Source organism: Arthrobacter sp. 92 (assembly GCF_050260325.1).
GTDB lineage: Bacteria > Actinomycetota > Actinomycetes > Actinomycetales > Micrococcaceae > Arthrobacter.
This window is the reverse complement of sequence record NZ_CP189863.1, coordinates 4,143,361-4,161,099: the sequence shown is the minus strand read 5'-3', so window position 1 is coordinate 4,161,099 and position 17,739 is coordinate 4,143,361. Positions and strand designations below refer to the sequence as shown.

General features: G+C 63.8%; 17 protein-coding genes. 10 read left to right on the top strand and 7 right to left on the bottom strand.

The genetic code is table 11. The features are described 5' to 3' along the window. Positions 1-9: 9 nt before the first annotated feature. Positions 10-2,241, bottom strand: coding sequence for a S9 family peptidase (locus ACP4XC_RS19330; RefSeq protein ID WP_427172317.1), 2,232 nt, complete (start codon positions 2,239-2,241; stop codon positions 10-12). Positions 2,242-2,307: 66 nt separating this feature from the next. Then, a complete protein-coding gene (gene rfbA, locus ACP4XC_RS19325) occupies positions 2,308-3,195 on the bottom strand; it encodes a glucose-1-phosphate thymidylyltransferase RfbA (protein ID WP_427172316.1) in 888 nt (295 codons plus the stop codon). A gap of 66 nt (positions 3,196-3,261) precedes the next feature. On the opposite strand from rfbA, the gene rfbB reads away from it, so the two are divergent. The 3 genes from rfbB to ACP4XC_RS19310 all read left to right on the top strand — a co-directional run bounded on the left by rfbB (position 3,262) and on the right by ACP4XC_RS19310 (position 6,539). Next, positions 3,262-4,260 carry a dTDP-glucose 4,6-dehydratase gene (gene rfbB / locus ACP4XC_RS19320; RefSeq protein WP_427172315.1) on the top strand — a complete coding sequence of 333 codons (999 nt, stop codon included), beginning with the start codon at positions 3,262-3,264 and terminating at the stop codon, positions 4,258-4,260. 4 nt (positions 4,261-4,264) lie between these two features. Beyond that, positions 4,265-5,671 carry a sugar nucleotide-binding protein gene (locus ACP4XC_RS19315; RefSeq protein ID WP_427172314.1) on the top strand — a complete coding sequence of 469 codons (1,407 nt, stop codon included), beginning with the start codon at positions 4,265-4,267 and terminating at the stop codon, positions 5,669-5,671. Between the two features lie 487 nt (positions 5,672-6,158). Continuing rightward, positions 6,159-6,539, top strand: a complete 381-nt coding sequence (locus tag ACP4XC_RS19310; RefSeq protein ID WP_427172313.1) for a hypothetical protein — start codon at positions 6,159-6,161, stop codon at positions 6,537-6,539. Positions 6,540-6,564: 25 nt separating this feature from the next. Here the strand turns inward: ACP4XC_RS19310 and ACP4XC_RS19305 are convergent, their stop codons facing one another. Together ACP4XC_RS19305 and ACP4XC_RS19300 are read right to left on the bottom strand one after the other, a co-directional pair. Continuing rightward, positions 6,565-7,686 carry an LCP family protein gene (locus ACP4XC_RS19305; protein WP_427172312.1) on the bottom strand — a complete coding sequence of 374 codons (1,122 nt, stop codon included), beginning with the start codon at positions 7,684-7,686 and terminating at the stop codon, positions 6,565-6,567. Between the two features lie 53 nt (positions 7,687-7,739). Then, positions 7,740-8,348, bottom strand: coding sequence for a low molecular weight phosphatase family protein (locus ACP4XC_RS19300; protein ID WP_427172311.1), 609 nt, complete (start codon positions 8,346-8,348; stop codon positions 7,740-7,742). 237 nt (positions 8,349-8,585) lie between these two features. On the opposite strand from ACP4XC_RS19300, the gene paaA reads away from it, so the two are divergent. Genes paaA through galU form a run of 7 tightly spaced genes read left to right on the top strand, consistent with a single transcriptional unit; the run spans position 8,586 to position 14,383 of the window. Then, complete coding sequence (paaA, locus tag ACP4XC_RS19295) at positions 8,586-9,593, top strand: 1,2-phenylacetyl-CoA epoxidase subunit PaaA (RefSeq protein ID WP_427172310.1); 1,008 nt, start codon at positions 8,586-8,588, stop codon at positions 9,591-9,593. Further along, complete coding sequence (gene paaB, locus ACP4XC_RS19290; protein WP_427172309.1) at positions 9,590-9,892, top strand: 1,2-phenylacetyl-CoA epoxidase subunit PaaB; 303 nt, start codon at positions 9,590-9,592, stop codon at positions 9,890-9,892. The genes paaA and paaB overlap by 4 nt, the downstream gene beginning before the upstream one ends. Then, positions 9,889-10,806, top strand: coding sequence for a 1,2-phenylacetyl-CoA epoxidase subunit PaaC (gene paaC, locus ACP4XC_RS19285; RefSeq protein ID WP_427172308.1), 918 nt, complete (start codon positions 9,889-9,891; stop codon positions 10,804-10,806). The genes paaB and paaC overlap by 4 nt, the downstream gene beginning before the upstream one ends. Before the next feature lie 11 nt (positions 10,807-10,817). After that, positions 10,818-11,369 carry a 1,2-phenylacetyl-CoA epoxidase subunit PaaD gene (paaD, locus tag ACP4XC_RS19280; protein ID WP_427175168.1) on the top strand — a complete coding sequence of 184 codons (552 nt, stop codon included), beginning with the start codon at positions 10,818-10,820 and terminating at the stop codon, positions 11,367-11,369. Between the two features lie 15 nt (positions 11,370-11,384). Continuing rightward, positions 11,385-12,623, top strand: a complete 1,239-nt coding sequence (gene paaE / locus ACP4XC_RS19275) for a 1,2-phenylacetyl-CoA epoxidase subunit PaaE (protein ID WP_427172307.1) — start codon at positions 11,385-11,387, stop codon at positions 12,621-12,623. A 26-nt stretch (positions 12,624-12,649) separates the two neighbouring features. Beyond that, positions 12,650-13,432: an enoyl-CoA hydratase/isomerase family protein gene (locus ACP4XC_RS19270; protein WP_427172306.1), complete on the top strand. Its 783-nt coding sequence runs from the start codon at positions 12,650-12,652 to the stop codon at positions 13,430-13,432. A gap of 60 nt (positions 13,433-13,492) precedes the next feature. Then, a complete protein-coding gene (gene galU, locus ACP4XC_RS19265) occupies positions 13,493-14,383 on the top strand; it encodes a UTP--glucose-1-phosphate uridylyltransferase GalU (RefSeq protein ID WP_427172305.1) in 891 nt (296 codons plus the stop codon). Between the two features lie 192 nt (positions 14,384-14,575). Here the strand turns inward: galU and ACP4XC_RS19260 are convergent, their stop codons facing one another. From ACP4XC_RS19260 to ACP4XC_RS19250, 3 genes are all read right to left on the bottom strand, one after another. Further along, complete coding sequence (locus ACP4XC_RS19260) at positions 14,576-14,923, bottom strand: hypothetical protein (protein WP_427172304.1); 348 nt, start codon at positions 14,921-14,923, stop codon at positions 14,576-14,578. 140 nt (positions 14,924-15,063) lie between these two features. Beyond that, complete coding sequence (locus tag ACP4XC_RS19255; RefSeq protein WP_427172303.1) at positions 15,064-15,666, bottom strand: LPXTG cell wall anchor domain-containing protein; 603 nt, start codon at positions 15,664-15,666, stop codon at positions 15,064-15,066. A 185-nt stretch (positions 15,667-15,851) separates the two neighbouring features. After that, the gene (locus tag ACP4XC_RS19250; RefSeq protein ID WP_427172302.1) at positions 15,852-17,723 is read right to left on the bottom strand and encodes a DUF4012 domain-containing protein; all 1,872 of its coding nucleotides are present in this window, start codon (positions 17,721-17,723) and stop codon (positions 15,852-15,854) included. Positions 17,724-17,739 lie beyond the last annotated feature (16 nt).

The window sequence follows — 17,739 nt, the reverse complement described above, 5'->3', positions numbered from 1 at the left end:
GAGAAGCCCCTACTTCAGCCCGGCTCCCGGCAGCAGCTCCGTGGCGCCCACGGAGTCGGCCACAAACGCGTAGTCCCACGCCCGTTCTCGCCACTGCACGTACCGTCCGGAGGCGCCGCCGTGGCCGCCGTCCATCTCGATCTTCATCACGATCGGCTCGGGGCCCGTGGTGTTGGCCCTCAGGACCTGCACCCACTTGGCGGGCTCCACATATAGCACGCGTGTGTCATTAAACGAGGTGACGGCCGCGATCTTGGGGTACCGGGCGGCATGCACGTTCTCGTACGGACTGTAGGACTTCATGTACGCGTAGACCTCCGGATCAGTGATGGGGTTGCCCCATTCCTCCCATTCGAGGGCGGACAGTGGAAGCTCCGGGTCCAGGATGGTGGTCAGCGCGTCCACGAACGGCACCGCCGCCACAATCGCCGCGTACTTCTCGGGCGCCAGATTGGCCACGGCGCCCATCAGCAGGCCGCCCGCGGAGCCGCCCATGGCCGCGATCCGCGAGGGGTCAACCCAGCCGGAGCCGGCCAGCCAGTCGGTGGCTGCGATGAAGTCCGTGAACGTGTTCTTCTTGTGGAGCTTCTTGCCTTCCTCGTACCAGTGCCGGCCCAGCTCGCCGCCGCCTCGGATGTGCGCGATCACGAACACAATCCCACGGTCCAGCAGGGAGAGCCGGGGGATGCCGAAGCCGGGATCCATGCTCATCTCGTAGGAGCCGTAGCCGTACACCAGGCCCGCCGCGGTGGAGTCCTGCTTCACGGAGACGTGCCGGAGCACGGAGAGCGGAATGCGGGTGCCATCCACGGCCGTGGCCCATTCGCGGGTGGCCACGTAGTCGGCGGGGGAGTAGCCGCCCAGCACGGGGCTTTCCTTGCGGAGCAGCAGCTCCCCGGCGGGCTGTTCGGGGGTGGGCAGCACAAAGTCGTACACGCGCGACGGCGTGAAGTAGGACGTGTAGCCCATCCGGATCACGGGCGCCTCGTAGTCGGAACCGGCCACCCCGGCGGTGTAGAGCTCCTCGTCGAAGGCGGGCTCCACGGGGTCAAGCTGCCGGGTGGTGCCCAGGCCGGCCAGCGGTATCACCTGCACCCGCTCAATGGTGTCCTTGCGGATGGACAAAATCACGTGCGTGGAGGTGACCCCGGCACCGTTGACCCGCACGTCGTCGGAATGCTCGACGACGGTGGTCCAGTACTGCTCGGCGAACGGCTTGGCCAGTTCGGCCGGGTCCACAAGGGACACCATAGAGTTGATGGCGTCCTGGTTGTGGGTCAGCAGGATTTTCTCGGACGCTGCGCCGGAGGCATCGGTCAGCAGGAACGGTTCGGCCTCGTAGAGGACGCGTGCGTCGCGGGAGATCACGGTGGTCAGGCCGGCGTCGTAATCGTCAAAGCGCAGCAGGCGCGTTTCGCTGAACTCGGAGCAGCCGATGCTCAGCACCAGGTGGCGCCGGTCGGCGGAGAGCTCAAAGCCCAGCCACATGGCCACGTCGTCCTCCTGGTAAATCACCTCGTCCTCGGCGACGGGCGTGCCCAGCACGTGCGCCTTCACCTGGTAGGGGCGCCAGGCGTCGTCCACCACGGTGTAGAAGAGGCGGGTGCCGTCCGGGGAGAAGGAGATGCCGTAGAAGATGTTCTCGATCACGTCCGGCAGCAGTTCGCCGGTCCGCAGGTCCTTGATGCGCAGGGTGAAGCGCTCATCGCCGGCGTTGTCCACGGCGTAGGCGTACAGGTTCCCGTCCACGGTCACCGCCGCGCCGCCCACGGCAAAGAACGGCTTGCCTTCGGCCTCCACGTTGCAGTCCAGCAGGACTTCCTCGCCGGAAAGTTCGACGCCGGCCTCCACGGCCGGGGGAGTCCAGTCCGCCACGGCGTCCCCCGTGTCCTGGGCCTTGACCCGGCACTGGATGCCGTACTCCTTGCCCTCCACCGAGCGGGTGTAGTACCACCAGCCGTCCTTGCGGTTGGGCACGGAGAGGTCCGTCTCCTGGGTGCGGCCCTTGATCTCCTGGAAGATGGCCTCGCGCAGCGGCTGCTGGCGGGCGGTGACGGCCTCCTGGTAGGCGTTTTCGGCCTTGAGGTGCTCCACCACTTCGGGGGATTCCTTCGCGCGCAGCCATTCGTAGTTGTCCACGAACGTGTCGCCGTGATGGGTCCGCTCGGTGGGGACCTTCTTGGCCACCGGGGCGGCCGCGGCGGTGTTGTCGGCAGGGTGCTGCACTGGAGTCTGGGTCATGGACCCAATATATAGAGCGGCCCGCGGGCTGGCAGCCCGCGTTCGCTACCGGGGTAGTGCGGGCGGCTAGCGCGCCAGCAAGCTGTGGTCGCCCTGGTTCAACAACTCCAGCAAGTAGTGTCCGTAGCCGCTCTTCGCCAGTGGTTCGGCGCGCTCTCGCAGGTCGTCATCGCTCAGGAACCCCATGCGCCAGGCGATCTCCTCGGGGCAGCCGATGGAAAGGCCCTGTCGCTTCTGCACGGTACGGACGAACTCGGAGGCTTCGTTGAGTGAGTCAAAAGTTCCGGTGTCCAGCCATGCCGAACCGCGGGGGAGAATCTCCACCTGGAGCTTTTCGCGTTCCAGATAAATTCGGTTTACGTCGGTGATCTCAAGTTCGCCGCGCGCGGACGGTTTGAGGTTACGGGCAATTTCCACAACGTCGTTGTCGTAGAAATAGAGGCCAGGCACTGCGTAGTGGCTCTTCGGCGCCGCAGGCTTTTCCTCAAGGGAAATTGCGTTGCCGGAATCATCGAATTCCACCACTCCGTACGCGGAGGGATCGGCCACCCAGTAGCCAAACACGGCGCCGCCGTCAATGTCGGCGAACCGGCGCAGCTGGGTTCCCATGCCGTGTCCGTAAAAGATGTTATCGCCCAGAACCAGGGCCACCGGGCCGTCACCAATATGCTCGGCGCCCAGCACAAAGGCTTGGGCCAGGCCGTCCGGGGAAGGCTGCTGCTTATAGGTGATGTTGACACCGAAGCGGCTGCCATCGCCCAGCAGGCGCTCGAACTGGTCCCCGTCGTGAGGGGTGGTGATGATCAGGATGTCCTGGATCCCCGCCAGCATCAAGGTGGAGAGCGGGTAGTAAATCATCGGCTTGTCATAGACGGGAACCAGCTGCTTGCTGATTCCTAAAGTGATCGGATGAAGTCTTGAACCGGTCCCCCCGGCGAGGATAATTCCGCGCATGACGCCCATCTTCCCCGGTGAATTCAGGTTCAACCAAATCGGGCGTGTTATGAAACTATGTAAATCATGCAGAAGCTCCTCGTGACCGGCGGCGCCGGATTCATTGGTTCGAACTTTGTCCACTATGTCCTCGAGCACACAGACCACCGCGTTACGGTCCTGGACAAGCTCACTTACGCGGGAAATCGGGATTCCCTCAAGGGGCTCCCGGACGAAAGGTTTGCGCTCGTTGAGGGCGACATTGCGGACGCCGCCGTGGTGGATGATCTCGTTGCGGACTGTGACGTGGTGGTTCATTACGCCGCGGAGTCACACAATGACAACTCCCTGCATGATCCACGTCCCTTCCTGGATACGAACATCATCGGCACGTACACGCTGATCGAGGCGGCCCGCAAGCACAACAAGCGGTTCCACCACATCTCCACGGACGAGGTCTACGGGGACCTGGAGCTCGATGACCCGGAGCGGTTCACCGAGAACACCCCGTACAACCCATCCAGCCCGTATTCCTCCACGAAGGCCGGCTCGGATCTTTTGGTGCGTGCCTGGGTGCGGTCCTTCGGGCTGCAGGCCACCATCAGCAACTGCTCCAACAACTACGGCCCCTACCAGCACGTGGAGAAGTTCATTCCGCGCCAGATCACCAACGTGATCGACGGCATCCGGCCCAAGCTGTACGGCAAGGGCGAGAACGTCCGGGACTGGATCCACGCGAACGATCACTCCTCCGCGGTCCTGGCCATCATCGACAAGGGACGCATTGGCGAGACGTACCTGATCGGCGCGGACGGGGAGAAGAACAACAAGGACGTGGTGGAGCAGATCCTCCAGCACATGGGGCAGGAGCCGGACGCCTACGACCACGTGGTGGACCGGCCCGGCCATGACCTCCGCTACGCCATCGATTCCTCCAAGCTCCGCGAGGAGCTCGGCTGGGTGCCGGCGTTCTCCAACTTCGACGCCGGCATCGAGGACACCATCGCCTGGTACCGGGACAACCAGGATTGGTGGCGCCCGCAGAAGGCGGCCACCGAAGCCAAATACAGGGAACAGGGCCAGTAGGGATATGCCGATCGAATTCTCGAAAAAGCTCACTGCCCACCAAACACCGATTCCGGGCGTGGTCCTCTATGACCTTCCGGTCCATGGGGATAACCGCGGCTGGTTCAAGGAGAATTGGCAGCGGGAAAAAATGCTGGCACTGGGCCTTCCCGATTTCCGGCCCGTGCAGAACAACATTTCCTTCAACGAAAAAGCCGGAACCACCCGCGGAATCCATGCCGAGCCGTGGGACAAGTTCATTTCCGTGGCCACGGGGAAGATTTTTGGCGCCTGGGTGGATCTGCGTGAGGGTCCGTCGTTCGGCGCGGTCTTCACGGCGGAACTGGATCCGAGCCAGGCCATTTTCATCCCCCGGGGCGTGGGCAACGCCTTCCAGACCCTGGAGGACAACACCGCCTACACATACCTGGTCAATGATCACTGGTCCGCCGACGCGCAGGGCCAGTACACCTTCCTCAACCTCGCGGACGAGACCGCGGCCATTTCCTGGCCCGTCCCGCTGGAGCAGGCCGAGCTCTCGGACAAGGACAAGGCCCACCCGCGCCTCGCGGACGTGGTGCCCATGCCGGCGAAGAAGATCCTGGTCCTGGGCGCGGACGGCCAGCTCGGCAAGGCGCTGCGGGAACTCTACGCCGGCAATGCATCGGTGGAGTTCGCCGGCCGGAACGAGTTTGACCTCACCCGCGCGGACTCCTTCTCCGCCCGTAACTGGAAAAATTACTCCACGGTGATCAACGCGGCCGCCTACACAGCCGTGGATGCCGCCGAGACGGCCGAAGGCCGGGCCGCGGCCTGGAACATCAACGTCAGCGCGGTGGCACGCCTGGCACGGACCGCGGTGGAACATGACCTGATCCTGGTCCACGTCTCCTCCGACTACGTCTTCGACGGCACACGCGGGATCCACCACGAGGACGAACCGTTCACCCCGCTCGGTGTCTACGGGCAGACCAAGGCCGCCGGCGATGCCGTGGTCAGTGTGGTTCCCCGGCACTACATCGTGCGCACCAGCTGGGTCATCGGTGAGGGCAACAACTTCGTCCGCACCATGACCTCCCTGGCAGGGCGCGGCGTCAAACCGTCCGTGGTCAATGACCAGATGGGACGGCTGAGCTTCACCGAGGACATCGCCGCCGGCATCCGGCACCTCCTGGAGTCCGGCGCGGAGTACGGCACGTACAACCTCAGCAACGACGGCCCCGCCCAGTCGTGGGCAGACATCGCCGCCGAGGCCTACGAGCTCGCCGGCGAGGCACGCGAATCGGTCTCGGGGGTGAGCACCGAGGAGTATTTCAAGGACAAGCCGGCGGCTCCTCGCCCGCTGAACAGCGTGCTGGACCTGGGCAAGATCAAGGGCGCGGGCCTCGCGCCACGGGACGCCGCGGACGCGCTCCACGCGTACCTGAAATAGCCGGGCTCACGCAGGGCGCCAGCGGGCATGGAGTGCCTGGTTCCCTGCGTAGCCGGTGGCCCCAACCGATACTCATGTCGCAAAAAGACAGGTAGTGGCCACTCAAGCCCAACCGCCAACCCCATTCATAGGCTTACATTGTCCGGTCGGTGAGTGACCCGGTCCCCCTGGGTCAGTCACCGGCCTGTCAGACGGCCCGGACCATGATCCGGACCCCGTTGAACTGGGCCGGCGGTGATAAGCCTTCTGAGACCGAGGCTTCCCCAGGCACCGCCGGCCCTTCAACGTGTGCACGCCGTCCTAAGCCCAGCTGCAGCCGGCTCAGCCGCGATTGGCCCACTACCGCACAGTCCCGCGGTTGTTCAAGGGCCCACGCTGTTCATAACGCGCACCAGCGCGGATGTGACGCCAAGTGTTGCCTGCGTCACATCCGCTCCCTAGGCTGGGGGCGGTCGCAGCGTCGCGGCCGTGCACGAAGGGGAAGCACTTGAACAACAAACTTAAGGTTTTAGTCCGGCTGGACCTCGATTGTGGCGAGGCGGAAGTAGCAGCGCAGGGTCATGTGACGGCGAAAAGCCTCCAGGCCTTGTATGTGGTGGTGAAGAGGGCCAACCACCTGAAAGAAGGACTCCGCCTGGTGGTGGATGTCAGCCACGCGAACGTGGACGCAGCAGCAATGGAGCAGCTGCAGGCCTGTTCGGAAGCCCACCACCTGCCGGCATCCATTGATCCGCAGCAGGCCGAATGCAACCTCCGCATCCTGGCCCCGGTGGACAGTACCCCGAGGAGCGGCGGGCCCGCTAGCAGCAGCCCGGCACCCAGCGGCCGGATCCGCAGGCCGGCCGGCGCACTCCGGCTGGCAGCGTAAGCCCCAGGCCCAGCCCAGCCCAGCCTCAGTTTCCGTTTTCAAAACCGTTTGCGGCCACATAATCGGTCAACTTGCCCTCGGCGAGTGCGGTGGCGAGGGCGGATATCGCGGCCGGGTCCTGCAGCACGATGGACTGGCCGTCCGTGCTGACTCCAAAGCCGGCCGTGGGCACCCTGAACAGCACGGCGTCCTGCGGCTTCACGTTGCGAAGGCTGAAGGCCAAATGGACCAGGGTCTCGGCGTCGAGGCCCTGGTCCACGATCAGGTAGGGACGCACGGCATTCACCACGTTCCGCACCGTAGCCGGGCTGGTCAGGGTGCTGGCGCTCATGAATTTGCCTATCACGGCCTTTAGGAAGGTCTGCTGGTTGCGGATCCGCTGGAAGTCGCCGTCGGAGAACGCATAGCGTTCCCGGACGAACTCCAGCGCCTCGGCACCGTTGAGGTGGTTGATGCCGGCAGGGAAATCGTGCCGGGAGTCGTGGGTGGACGTGAAAGGAAACGTTACGTCCACGTCTATGCCGCCCAGGCCATCGGTAATGGTCTTGAAACCTTCAAAGTCCAGCATCGCGGTGTGGTCGATGTGGGTGTTGAACAGCGACCCAACGGTTTTCGCCACCAGCGGCATGCCGCCGAGGCCCAGCGCTGCGTTGATCTTGGACTGGCCATACCCGGGAATATCCACCCAGAGGTCGCGCGGGATGGAGATGCCGTAGATCTTCTGCCGGTCGGCGGGGATATGGACCAGCATGATCATGTCCGAGCGCTGATCGGCCGGCGTCCCCGCGGCTGCCTGCGCCTCGGCCGCCCGGGCGTCACCCCGGTTGTCGCTGCCCAGCAGCAGGACGTTCATGTCCGCGGTGGGGGGCTCCGGGGTGGGTGTCGGTGTCGGTGCCGGCGTAGTGGGCGCAGCTGAGGTGGGGTTTCCCGCCGTCGCCGGCCCATTGCTGGCTGAGGGGGCGGGGGACGGGCCACGTCCGGCCTGGGAAAATGCGTAGGCCGTTGCCCCCAGTGCGATCACCAGTACCAGGGCCAATACCGATTTCAGCCACGTGGGACGAGCCCGCCACCAAGTGGCGAGCCGTGTGCCAGCTCCCCGTGGCGGGGGACCCGCAGCCGCATCCTCCGGACCTGACTGGTTGTCCATGATGGGACGCTACCACCGTTGGGGGTGGAAAGCGCCGACGACGGCGGCCCGGCTTACGCGGGCGTGTTCAGCCGGGCGTAGCGAAGGATAGTGAGGATCGCCGGGGCCAGTTCGTCTTCCATCTGGCGGTACACTTCGGGACTTCGGCGGTAGGGGTCCACCACCTCGTTGTCCGCAGCATCCGCGGCCAGCGCCAGGTGCCGCACCGAGGCGAGGCGGGCGGGCAGGCCGCGCCACAGTGTTCCGGCGTCGGGTGCTTTTTCAGTGGGGCCAGCGGCGTTGTCCCGCTCCTCAAGCGCTTCCAGCATCCGGGCGAACTCACGGATGGTGAAGGTGCGTTTGAGCAGGGAAGCGTCCAGCTGCAACACTTCGCCCCGGTGCCTGGAAGTCATGGTGAGGACGATGTCTGTTTCGCCGAGGATCTTGGGGGTCAGCTGCCGTGCGGCGAATCCCCGCTCGGTGCCGCCGTACATCCGGATGATGTCCGCGGAGAGCGGCTGGATGGGATCGCCCACCATGGCCCGGGTCCCGGCACTGCGCACCTGGAACGCTCCGGGCAAAACCTGGTCCAGCCCGGCCTGCAACAGCCGTTCGGCAACGGGGGAGCGGCAGATGTTTCCCGTGCAGACGGTCAAAATCCGGACGGGCGTTGGCGATTCCACGGTGAGGGCTCTTTCGGGTACGGCTGGCAGATCGGCGTGATCCCTGGCGTCCAACTTAACACGCGTGGTGTCCGGTCCCCCGTGAACCACGCTGGGAGCAATGGTCATACCTGTGGGCGGAAGGGAAGCCGCGGGATCGACCGGAGCCGGCACCGGTGTGCTTGACGTGCCTCGCGGCTTCCGCATATCCTGAACGAACGGTCGGTAATTATTTATCGGATATGCATAGGAGCAACCATGGCATCGCAGACCCTGCAGTCAGTGCCCGCTGAGCTGACACCTGAACAGCTCGAAGAAGCGGCGCGCCTTGAGGCGGAAGGCCAGGCGTACTTTGACCGCGTCATGGCTGAGGACTCGCGGATCGAGCCCAAGGACTGGATGCCCGCGGCATACCGCAAGACCCTCATCCGCCAGATCTCGCAGCACGCGCATTCGGAGATTATCGGCATGCAGCCGGAAGCCAACTGGATTTCCCGCGCCCCCAGCCTGAAGCGCAAGGCCATCCTGATGGCCAAGGTCCAGGACGAGGCCGGCCACGGCCTGTACCTGTACTCCGCCGCCGAGACCCTGGGCCAGCCGCGCGACCAGATGATGCAGGACCTGATGGGCGGCAAGGCCAAGTACTCCTCGATCTTCAACTACCCGGCGCGCACCTGGGCGGATATGGGAGCAATCGGCTGGATGGTGGACGGCGCAGCCATCGCCAACCAGGTGCCGCTGTGCCGCGCTTCGTTTGGGCCCTACGGCCGGGCCATGGTCCGGGTGTGCAAGGAAGAGTCTTTCCACCAGCGCCAGGGCTTCGAAATCCTGCTGGAACTCTCGCACGGAACACCGGAACAGAAGCAGATGGCGCAGGAGGCAGTGAACCGCTGGTACGCGCCCGCCCTGATGATGTTTGGCCCCCCGGATGATGATTCGCCCAACTCCAAGCAGTCCATGGCCTGGAACATCAAGCGCTTCAGCAACGACGAACTGCGCAACCGGTTCGTGGGCATGATGATGGAACAGGTCAAGGTCCTGGAGCTCACCCTCCCGGATAAGGACATCCGTTTCAACGAAGAGACCAAGAAGTGGGAGCACGGGCCGCTGGACTGGGCCGAGTTCCATGAGGTCCTGGCCGGCCGAGGGCCTTGCAATGCCCAGCGCCTGGAACGGCGCCGCGAGGCACACGAGAACGGTACCTGGGTGCGCGAAGCCGCCGCCGCGTACGCACGCAAACAAGCAGAGAAGGAATCCGCAGCATGAGCCCCGAAACCCCCGCCGGCAACGTCTGGCCCATCTGGGAAGTATTCGTCCGTTCCAGCCGCGGCCTTTCACATGTCCACGCCGGCTCCCTGCACGCGCCGGACGCAGCGATGGCGCTGCGCAACGCCCGCGACCTGTACACCCGCCGCAACGAGGGCGTGTCCATCTGGGTTGTCCCGGCGGACGCCATCGCCGCGAGCGATCCGGACGCCAAAGGCGCCTTTTTCGAATCGCCGCAGGGCAAGGACTACCGCCATGCCACGTACTACACCAAGAGCGAAGGCGTGAAGCACCTGTGACCATCCCCGAAGCCACTCAGGAAACCACAGGCCACGGGGACATCTCCGTGGGCGTCACCACCGCCGGCACCAGCGGAGACGCCACTGCCAGCGCCACCCGCATCACACCGGGCAACGCGCTCCGGCCGGAAGACATCGCCCTCGAGGTGCGCCGAGGCACGGCCAAACCCACCGACGACGTTGCCGAGTTCGCGCTGCGGCTGGGCGATGACGCCCTGATCCTGGCCCAGCGCCTGGGCCACTGGATCTCCCGGGCCCCGGAGCTGGAAGAGGACATCGCCCTGGGCAACATCGCCCTGGACCAGCTGGGCCATGCCCGCTCCTTCCTCACCTACGCCGGCGGCGCAACGGGCAAGAGCGAGGATGATCTCGCCTACTTCCGCCGAGAAAACGAATTCCGTTCCGTGGAGCTCTTCGAGCAGCCCAACGGGGACTTCGCCGTCACCATCGCCCGGCAGTTCGTGGTGAGCTACTACCAGTACGAGCTCTACCGCCGGCTGACCTCGTCCACCGACGCCACCCTGGCCGGCATCGCCGCCAAGGCCGTGAAGGAAGTGGATTACCACCGCGACCACAGTGCCCAGTGGGTGCTTCGCCTGGCCCTCGGCACGGACGAATCCCGCCAGAGGATGATCCATGGCTTCAAGGTCATCTGGCCCTACGTGGACGAACTCTTCCGCGATGACGAGCTCACCGGCCGTCTCAGCGAGTCCGGCGCAGCCGTTCAGCCCTCCAGCCTCCGGGCCGATTTTGACCGCCTCACCGGCGAGGTCCTGGCCGAGGCCGAACTCGACGTGCCGCAGGTTCAACCTGCACTTGGCGGCGGCCGCCGCGGACTGCACTCCGAACACCTGGGCTACATCCTCGCCGAAATGCAGGTGCTTGCCCGCGAGTTCCCCGGAGCGAGCTGGTAACCATGGCGGAGATGTACGTCAGCCACCCCACTGCCCGCCAGGAGCACGCGGCCACAAGGACTCCGGAGCAGAAAGCCTGGGACCTCGCCGCCACGGTCTGCGATCCGGAAATTCCGGTGCTGACCATCGCTGACCTGGGCATCCTCAGGGACGTGAAGTTGTTCGACGACGGCGGGATGGTTCCGGCCGTTCAGGTCACCATCACGCCCACTTACTCCGGATGCCCTGCGATGGATGCCATCCGGGATGACCTCAAGACGGTGTTCGCCAAAGAGGGTTACCCCAATGTCCACGTTGAGCTGGTGCTCTCTCCGGCCTGGACCACTGACTGGATGAGCGAGGCCGGCAAGGCCAAGCTGAAAGAGTACGGGATTGCCCCGCCCAGCGGCCGGTCCGCAGCCGGCGGCCACTCCGGCCCGGTGCGTCTGAGCCTCGCCGTCAAATGCCCCCAGTGTTCGTCGTTGAACACTAAGGAACTCACCCGCTTCGGTTCCACCTCCTGCAAGGCGCTCTACGTCTGCCAGGACTGCAAGGAACCGTTCGACTACTTCAAAGTTTTGTAAGGAACAGGTGCTCCCATGACTGTTGTCCGCCAGACCGCCGCCCAGACGGCCACGGCCACCGGCCGCCGTCGTGCGTCCTTCCACACACTGACCGTGGCGGAAGTCCGCCGGCTCACCAACGATGCCATCGAGGTGACGTTCGGTGTCCCGGCGGAACTGGCCGGCCAGTTCGACTACCTCCCCGGCCAGTACGTGGCCCTGCGCACCACGTTGCCGGACGAAACCGGCGAGCCGCATGAGATCCGCCGCAGCTACTCCATCTGCGCCGAACCCCGCAGCTTCGCGGACGGCAGCAGCGAGATCCGGGTGGCCATCAAGAAGGACCTCGGCGGCCTGTTCTCCACCTGGGCCAACGCCGAGCTCAAGGCCGGCGACACCCTGGACGTCATGAGCCCCATGGGCGCGTTCGTGTCCAAGCACGGCCGCGACGGCAAAGCTGTGGAACAGAACGTCATGACCTCCATGAATGACCCGAAGGGTATGGAAACTGTCTTGGCAGGGGAGCCGGGAAGCTTTGTGGCCATCGCCGCCGGCTCCGGCATCACCCCGGTGATCGCCATTGCCCGCACCCTGCTGGCGGCGAACCCGGAGACGCGCTTCGACCTGATCTACGCCAACAAGGCCGCCATGGACGTGATGTTCCTTGAGGAACTCGCGGACCTGAAGGACAAGTACCCGAGCCGCTTGGCCCTGCACCACGTGCTGTCCCGCGAGCAGCGCATCGCGCCGCTGCTGAGCGGAAGGATCGACGCCGAGAAGCTCCAGGCGCTCCTGGGCACCGCCATCCATGCGGATGACGTGGATGAATGGTTCCTGTGCGGGCCGTTTGAGCTGGTGCAGTTGTGCCGGGACACCCTCGCGGCCCGTGGCGTGGAGCCGGAGCACGTCCGCTTCGAGCTGTTCACCTCCGGCAAGCCGGACCGTCCCGAGGGCAACATCGGCCGACCCGTCATCGCCGACGAATCCAAGGAGACCTACAAGATCACGTTCAAGCTGGACGGACTCCAGGGCGAGGTGGCCAGCCCCACCCACGCCCGCGAATCCATCCTCAATGCGGCCCTGCGCGTCCGCCCGGACGTGCCGTTCGCCTGCGCCGGCGGCGTGTGCGGAACCTGCCGCGCCAAGGTGGTGGCCGGCGCTGTGACCATGGACGAGAACTACGCGTTGGAGCAGGATGAACTGGACAAGGGGTACGTGCTGACCTGCCAGTCGCATCCCACCACCCCTGAAGTCACGGTCGACTTCGACGTCTGAGCCGTTCCACCCATTCAAGGAGTTCCATGATTTCCCTCTCCATCGAAAACGGCGTCGCCGAGATCGTCCTGGACGCCCCCTACAAGCTGAACGCGCTCGACGAGGCGGCGCTGTCCGACCTGGGGGCCGCGTACGACGACGCCGCTGCCGCCGCCTACACCGGTGAGGTGCGGGCGCTGCTGCTCCGGGGAGAGGGCCGCGCCTTCTGCGCCGGGCGGGACATTGCCGGCGTGACGCCGGAAACCGACGACGCACTGGCCTACCTTGGCACTTTCGTCCAGCCGCTGCTGAAGAAAATGAGCGTCTTCCCCACCCCCACCTTCGCCGCGGCTCAAGGCGCGTGCCTGGGCGTGGGGCTGGGCCTGCTTCTGGTCACGGACGTGGTGTACGTGGCGGAAAACGCCAAGTTCGGCTCCCCGTTCGCCAAACTCGGAGCCACGCTGGATTCGGGCGGCCACTGGTACTTCACCGAACGCCTGGGAATGCACCGGACGCTGGATCTGATCTACACCGCTGAGCTCATGAGCGGCGCCGAGGCCGTGGCGCAGGGCCTTTTCAGCCGCGCCATGCCCGCGGATGAGCTGCTGGCGAACACCCGCGCCATCGTGGCGAACGTGGCCACCGGTGCCACAGGGGCGTTCACGGCCAGCAAGGAGCTGGTGGCGCACATCCGCGACCAGCGCCTTGGCCTTTGGGAGTCCATGGAGGAGGAGAACTCCGAGCAGGCCCGGCTGTGCAAAACCGACGACTACGCCGAGGGTATTAGGGCCTTCCAGGAGAAGCGCAGCCCGGTGTTCAAGGGCGAATAGCATGGCGTCACACCGGTGCCCGGATTGCCAGAATCCTCCATCGATTTGTATGGTGCAGCTATGACTCTGGGGAAAACCGTAAGAAAAGCCGTCATTCCTGCTGCCGGACTGGGAACTCGCTTCCTGCCCGCCACCAAGGCAATGCCGAAGGAAATGCTGCCGGTTGTTGATCAGCCGGCCATCCAGTACGTGGTTCAGGAAGCGGTGGACGCCGGCTTGACGGACCTCCTGATGATCACCGGACGCAACAAACGCTCCCTGGAGGACCACTTCGACCGCGAACCGTCGCTGGAGCGCGCACTGGAACTGAAGGGCGACACAGCCCGCCTGAACGCCATTCAGGACGCCTCAGGCCTCGGGCCGCTGCACTACGTCCGCCAGGGCGAGGCGAAGGGCCTGGGACACGCCGTACTGTGCGCACGCCAGCACGTGGGTGACGAACCGTTCGCCGTGCTTCTGGGTGATGACCTGATTGACGAGCGTGACGAGCTGCTCACCACCATGATGGACGTCCAGGCCAAGACCGGCGGTTCTGTGATCGCACTGATCGAAGTGGATCCGTCCCAGATCAGCGCATACGGTTGCGCGGACATCTCCGCTGTACCCGGTGAGGATTACGTCCGGGTCAACAGCCTGGTGGAGAAACCCTCCGTTGAGGAGGCTCCGTCCAACCTGGCCGTCATCGGCCGCTACGTGCTCCACCCGGCAGTCTTCGACGTTCTGGAGATCACCGAACCCGGCCGCGGGGGAGAGATCCAACTGACCGACGCACTGCAGACGCTGGCTGCTGCAGAGGGGGAGGGCTCCGGCGTTTATGGAGTGGTCTTCAAGGGCCGCCGTTACGACACCGGGGACAAGCTGAGCTACCTGAAAGCCGTCATCACGCTTGCTTCGGAGCGCGTGGAGTTCGGCGAAGAGCTGAAGACCTGGATGAAAGCCTTTGTCAGCTAATCTGGGCTTCTCGTTCTAACTAAAGAGGTTTATTGAGACAGGCTCAACGCCGGCAGGCGTTGGGCCTGTTTTTGTCCCACGGCGTGGAGTAATGCTCCCGCCAGGAGGACGCCTATGACGGAACCTGCGGTGTTTGTGACAACATCAATGGGGCTTGAAACCCGGCTGTGAAGAAACAGCAACTGGCCCAACTCAAATGCAGCCGGACACCATGGTTCCAAACGCCGCATTCTGCCACCACCGCTTGTCCGGGAAGGCCAGCCCCACCGTCACACCTAAAGGAATGAAGAGCACCACGTTGGCGGATTCCTCCACCAGGGAATAGTTGACCCAGAGTGGAAATCCGTGATTTTGCAGGAACTTCAGTCGGCTCGCAAGCTGGCCTTGGATGGGGGCGTCCACCGGGCTGGGCCAGAAGCCAATTATCGCGAGGACCATCAGTGATGCGATCAGGACTCCGCGCCACACCGGGGGCCGCTGTAACGCGGTCAAACGGGCCTCAGGAGGTTCGCAGAACGGCCAACGAGTAATCTCCGCCAATGTCTTCTCTCCTTAGCTCTAATGACTACCGAAGCAAATCGTGGCCTTGGTATGTTTGTGCTTCTTAAATGCGGAGGGTGGGCGGTTTCCGGTTTCCCGGAGTGCCGCCCACCTTCTTTGGTGCGTATAGGTTTTTTTCCTTACGCCGCGGCCTCAGCCTTGGCGCGGCGGCGAACTACAACCACGGAGGTTGCGCCGGCGGCCAGTGCGCCTGCGCCCACGAGCGACCACAGGATCAGGCTGGCGTCAGCACCCGTGTTGGCGAGGGCAGCGCCACCGGTGTTAGCCAGCGGAACAGAGCCGGTGTTTGCCAGGGCGGCACCTACAACCGTGACGCTGATGGGACCAACCGTGATGCCGGAGGTGTTGCCGGTGGCGGTGATGCTGTAGGTCCCGGTTTCGCTAATGCTCATCGGGAAAGCAACGGCACCCTTTGCATCAGCAGTCGCCGCGAAGGACTGCGCAGCCAGCGGCAACGTGATCTTGCCGGACACCGAACGGCTACCGTTGGCAACGCTTGCGCCGTTTGACGCAGGACGGCCCCCCGGTGTTACCGAGATAGTGAGGCCTTCGCCGGCCATGAAGCCCTGGCCACGGAAGACGAACTGCTCGCCCGGGCCCACGGTACCGTCGGAGACGGCTGCCTGAGGCGGGAGGGGCGGGTAAGTGGCGGCAACAGACGGTGCCGCGCCGATAAGAGCGATGGATCCTGCAAGCGCGAGTGCCGCGAGTGATTTCTTCAATTAGTCCCCCTGAGACCGTAAATATGAGACCGTAAGCGATTGTTACGTTCTGTAGAGATTTCCGATTTCCCTCGAGTGGCTCAAGGTCGAAATCTCAGTTACTGCTGTGCCCGAGTAGAGACTAACACCCGGTGCCAGTCGTACCAAAGTGAATCAAGTCGCTTTACAAACTGTTAACGCGCAGTCTACTTGCCGGAGACGCAATCTGCTGGTTTCGTGGCGAGGACAACGTCCTTGACAGCTTGAACAGTCGGCGTGACAACTACGTTAGGTTCTGTGTGCTGCACAATCTTACTGAAAGTCAGCTCCACGGTGCTGGTCTGGCCTGGCGCCAAAGTTACCGTGACCGTTCCTAGAGGCCGGCCGCTCTGCCTATTGGCTGCGAACGCTGTCTTTTTTCCATCCACGGCGGCATTTTCCACGTTCGCCTGCGCTGGTCCGTAAATAACTACATTGGTTTGGACCGACCCTGGAGGAACTCCAAACAAGCCCCCGCCGGTCACGTATTCTGGCAATGACGTGGCGGCATCTGCAGGCGCCGTGTTGGTGCTGGTTACTCGCACCTTCACCTGGCCGAAGTCGTCATCCGTGCATTCCTTCACCAATTGGACCGTCCGCTTGACGTAATAATCCATTTTGGCGCCCGTTCCGTCGTTGAAGTACACGCCGAACTGTGCCGGTGCGACGCTGGGACCCGTGATGGAGCCGCTTAGCGGATATTTAGCGATCAGTGCCTGTTCATCGATCATGCTGGACCACACCAGGACCCGGCCTTCAGACGCGCCGCGGGTAATGCCCTCGAGCAGACCCTTTGAATTACCTTGGCCGCCCGAAAGCGCTGCGAATATCTCTCTTGCAACCACTGCAAAGTAGGCATCTTGAAGTTTAGGTTGATCGATCTTGGCATATACGTCGGAAAGGAGAGTCGGGACAACGTTCTTGCCGCTAAGTTCCGTAGGCAAGCCCCCCCGGGCCACGGCTTTTAGGTTTGAGTCGGTAATCTTGATCGGTCCGGTCGCGTCCAATATGTACCCCAGCGCCACTGGGTCAATGGAGATCACCCCATCTACGTGCTGTCCGCTTTTTCTCTGCCACATTGCTTGGGCCGTATTAGCCGCAGTGGGGAAGTCAGGAGTTAGGTTGACGTCCTGCATGTATTTCCCGAGGCGCCCGGAGTAGATCTGTTGCTGTTCAATGTCCACAGGCAAAGTCGGAGACATGACACCAACGTCCCCCGCGCTACTTTGCGCACCCAAGGTTAATTTGCCCTTGTCAAGGTTTAGTACCGCAAGCGCTCCCGGGATACCGCCGGATGCGCGGGCTTCCGCATTGTTCTGGATCATTAGCAAGTAGTTGCGTGGTCCTTCGGCTCCCAACATCCCAGGAGCAATCTGCGCCGCATTGGCTGATTCATCCAGGGCGCCAGTGACGGTCTGCAGTTGCTGCCGTGCCCGCATCAAAGGCTCGGCCACTTCGGGCCACAGATTGCTCGCATCGATTGCGTTCAGACGTTCGGTGGAAGCTCGCACAGCGTGAGCGGCGGCCGAAACGCTCGGAGAGGCCGTTCGAATGGACTCCAAGTCTGTGCCCGCCGTGCTTGGTAGCAGGCTGTTCCAGTTTAGGGAATTGAAAACCTTCACAAGGGGAACCAAGCCCAGCGTGGAAACGTCGTCGGCGGATCGGGCGATTTCAGCAATGGCGCTGAAATTAACTCCGAGTCCCGGAACGGCAGCGGCCAAGGTCCAGAGCGGGTCTTCTGCGGCGTCGCGGGCAGCCGCTGTGTGGGATCGAAGCTGAGCCACGGTAGTTCTAGCCTCTTCGGGCATTTCGCCAGCGATGTTTTCCTTGAGCGCGGGTATGAGCTGGGTCGAGGCTTCAAGTTCGTTCTTGATGATGGTAGCTCTGGAGCCGAGCCATGCAGCAACCGCAATTGAGACGACCGCGGCAACGGCGAGCCAGGATGAGGCTACAATCCAACGACGAATTCGCGGTCTCTTGAGGGGGGAGCCATGGCGCACGCCGGCTGCCGGAAGAACTGACCTAGATCTGGATTCCATCGGATCTCTCATTGTC

Bases quoted from the DNA above. Each gene is read 5' to 3' on its own strand.
- ACP4XC_RS19250 (WP_427172302.1), bottom strand. From the start codon at position 17,723: ATGGAATCCAGATCTAGGTCAGTTCTTCCGGCAGCCGGCGTGCGCCAT.
- galU (WP_427172305.1), top strand. From the start codon at position 13,493: ATGACTCTGGGGAAAACCGTAAGAAAAGCCGTCATTCCTGCTGCCGGA.
- paaA (WP_427172310.1), top strand. From the start codon at position 8,586: ATGGCATCGCAGACCCTGCAGTCAGTGCCCGCTGAGCTGACACCTGAA.
- ACP4XC_RS19270 (WP_427172306.1), top strand. From the start codon at position 12,650: ATGATTTCCCTCTCCATCGAAAACGGCGTCGCCGAGATCGTCCTGGAC.
- rfbB (WP_427172315.1), top strand. From the start codon at position 3,262: ATGCAGAAGCTCCTCGTGACCGGCGGCGCCGGATTCATTGGTTCGAAC.
- ACP4XC_RS19315 (WP_427172314.1), top strand. From the start codon at position 4,265: ATGCCGATCGAATTCTCGAAAAAGCTCACTGCCCACCAAACACCGATT.
- rfbA (WP_427172316.1), bottom strand. From the start codon at position 3,195: ATGCGCGGAATTATCCTCGCCGGGGGGACCGGTTCAAGACTTCATCCG.
- paaE (WP_427172307.1), top strand. From the start codon at position 11,385: ATGACTGTTGTCCGCCAGACCGCCGCCCAGACGGCCACGGCCACCGGC.
- ACP4XC_RS19330 (WP_427172317.1), bottom strand. From the start codon at position 2,241: ATGACCCAGACTCCAGTGCAGCACCCTGCCGACAACACCGCCGCGGCC.
- paaD (WP_427175168.1), top strand. From the start codon at position 10,818: ATGTACGTCAGCCACCCCACTGCCCGCCAGGAGCACGCGGCCACAAGG.
- ACP4XC_RS19305 (WP_427172312.1), bottom strand. From the start codon at position 7,686: ATGGACAACCAGTCAGGTCCGGAGGATGCGGCTGCGGGTCCCCCGCCA.
- paaB (WP_427172309.1), top strand. From the start codon at position 9,590: ATGAGCCCCGAAACCCCCGCCGGCAACGTCTGGCCCATCTGGGAAGTA.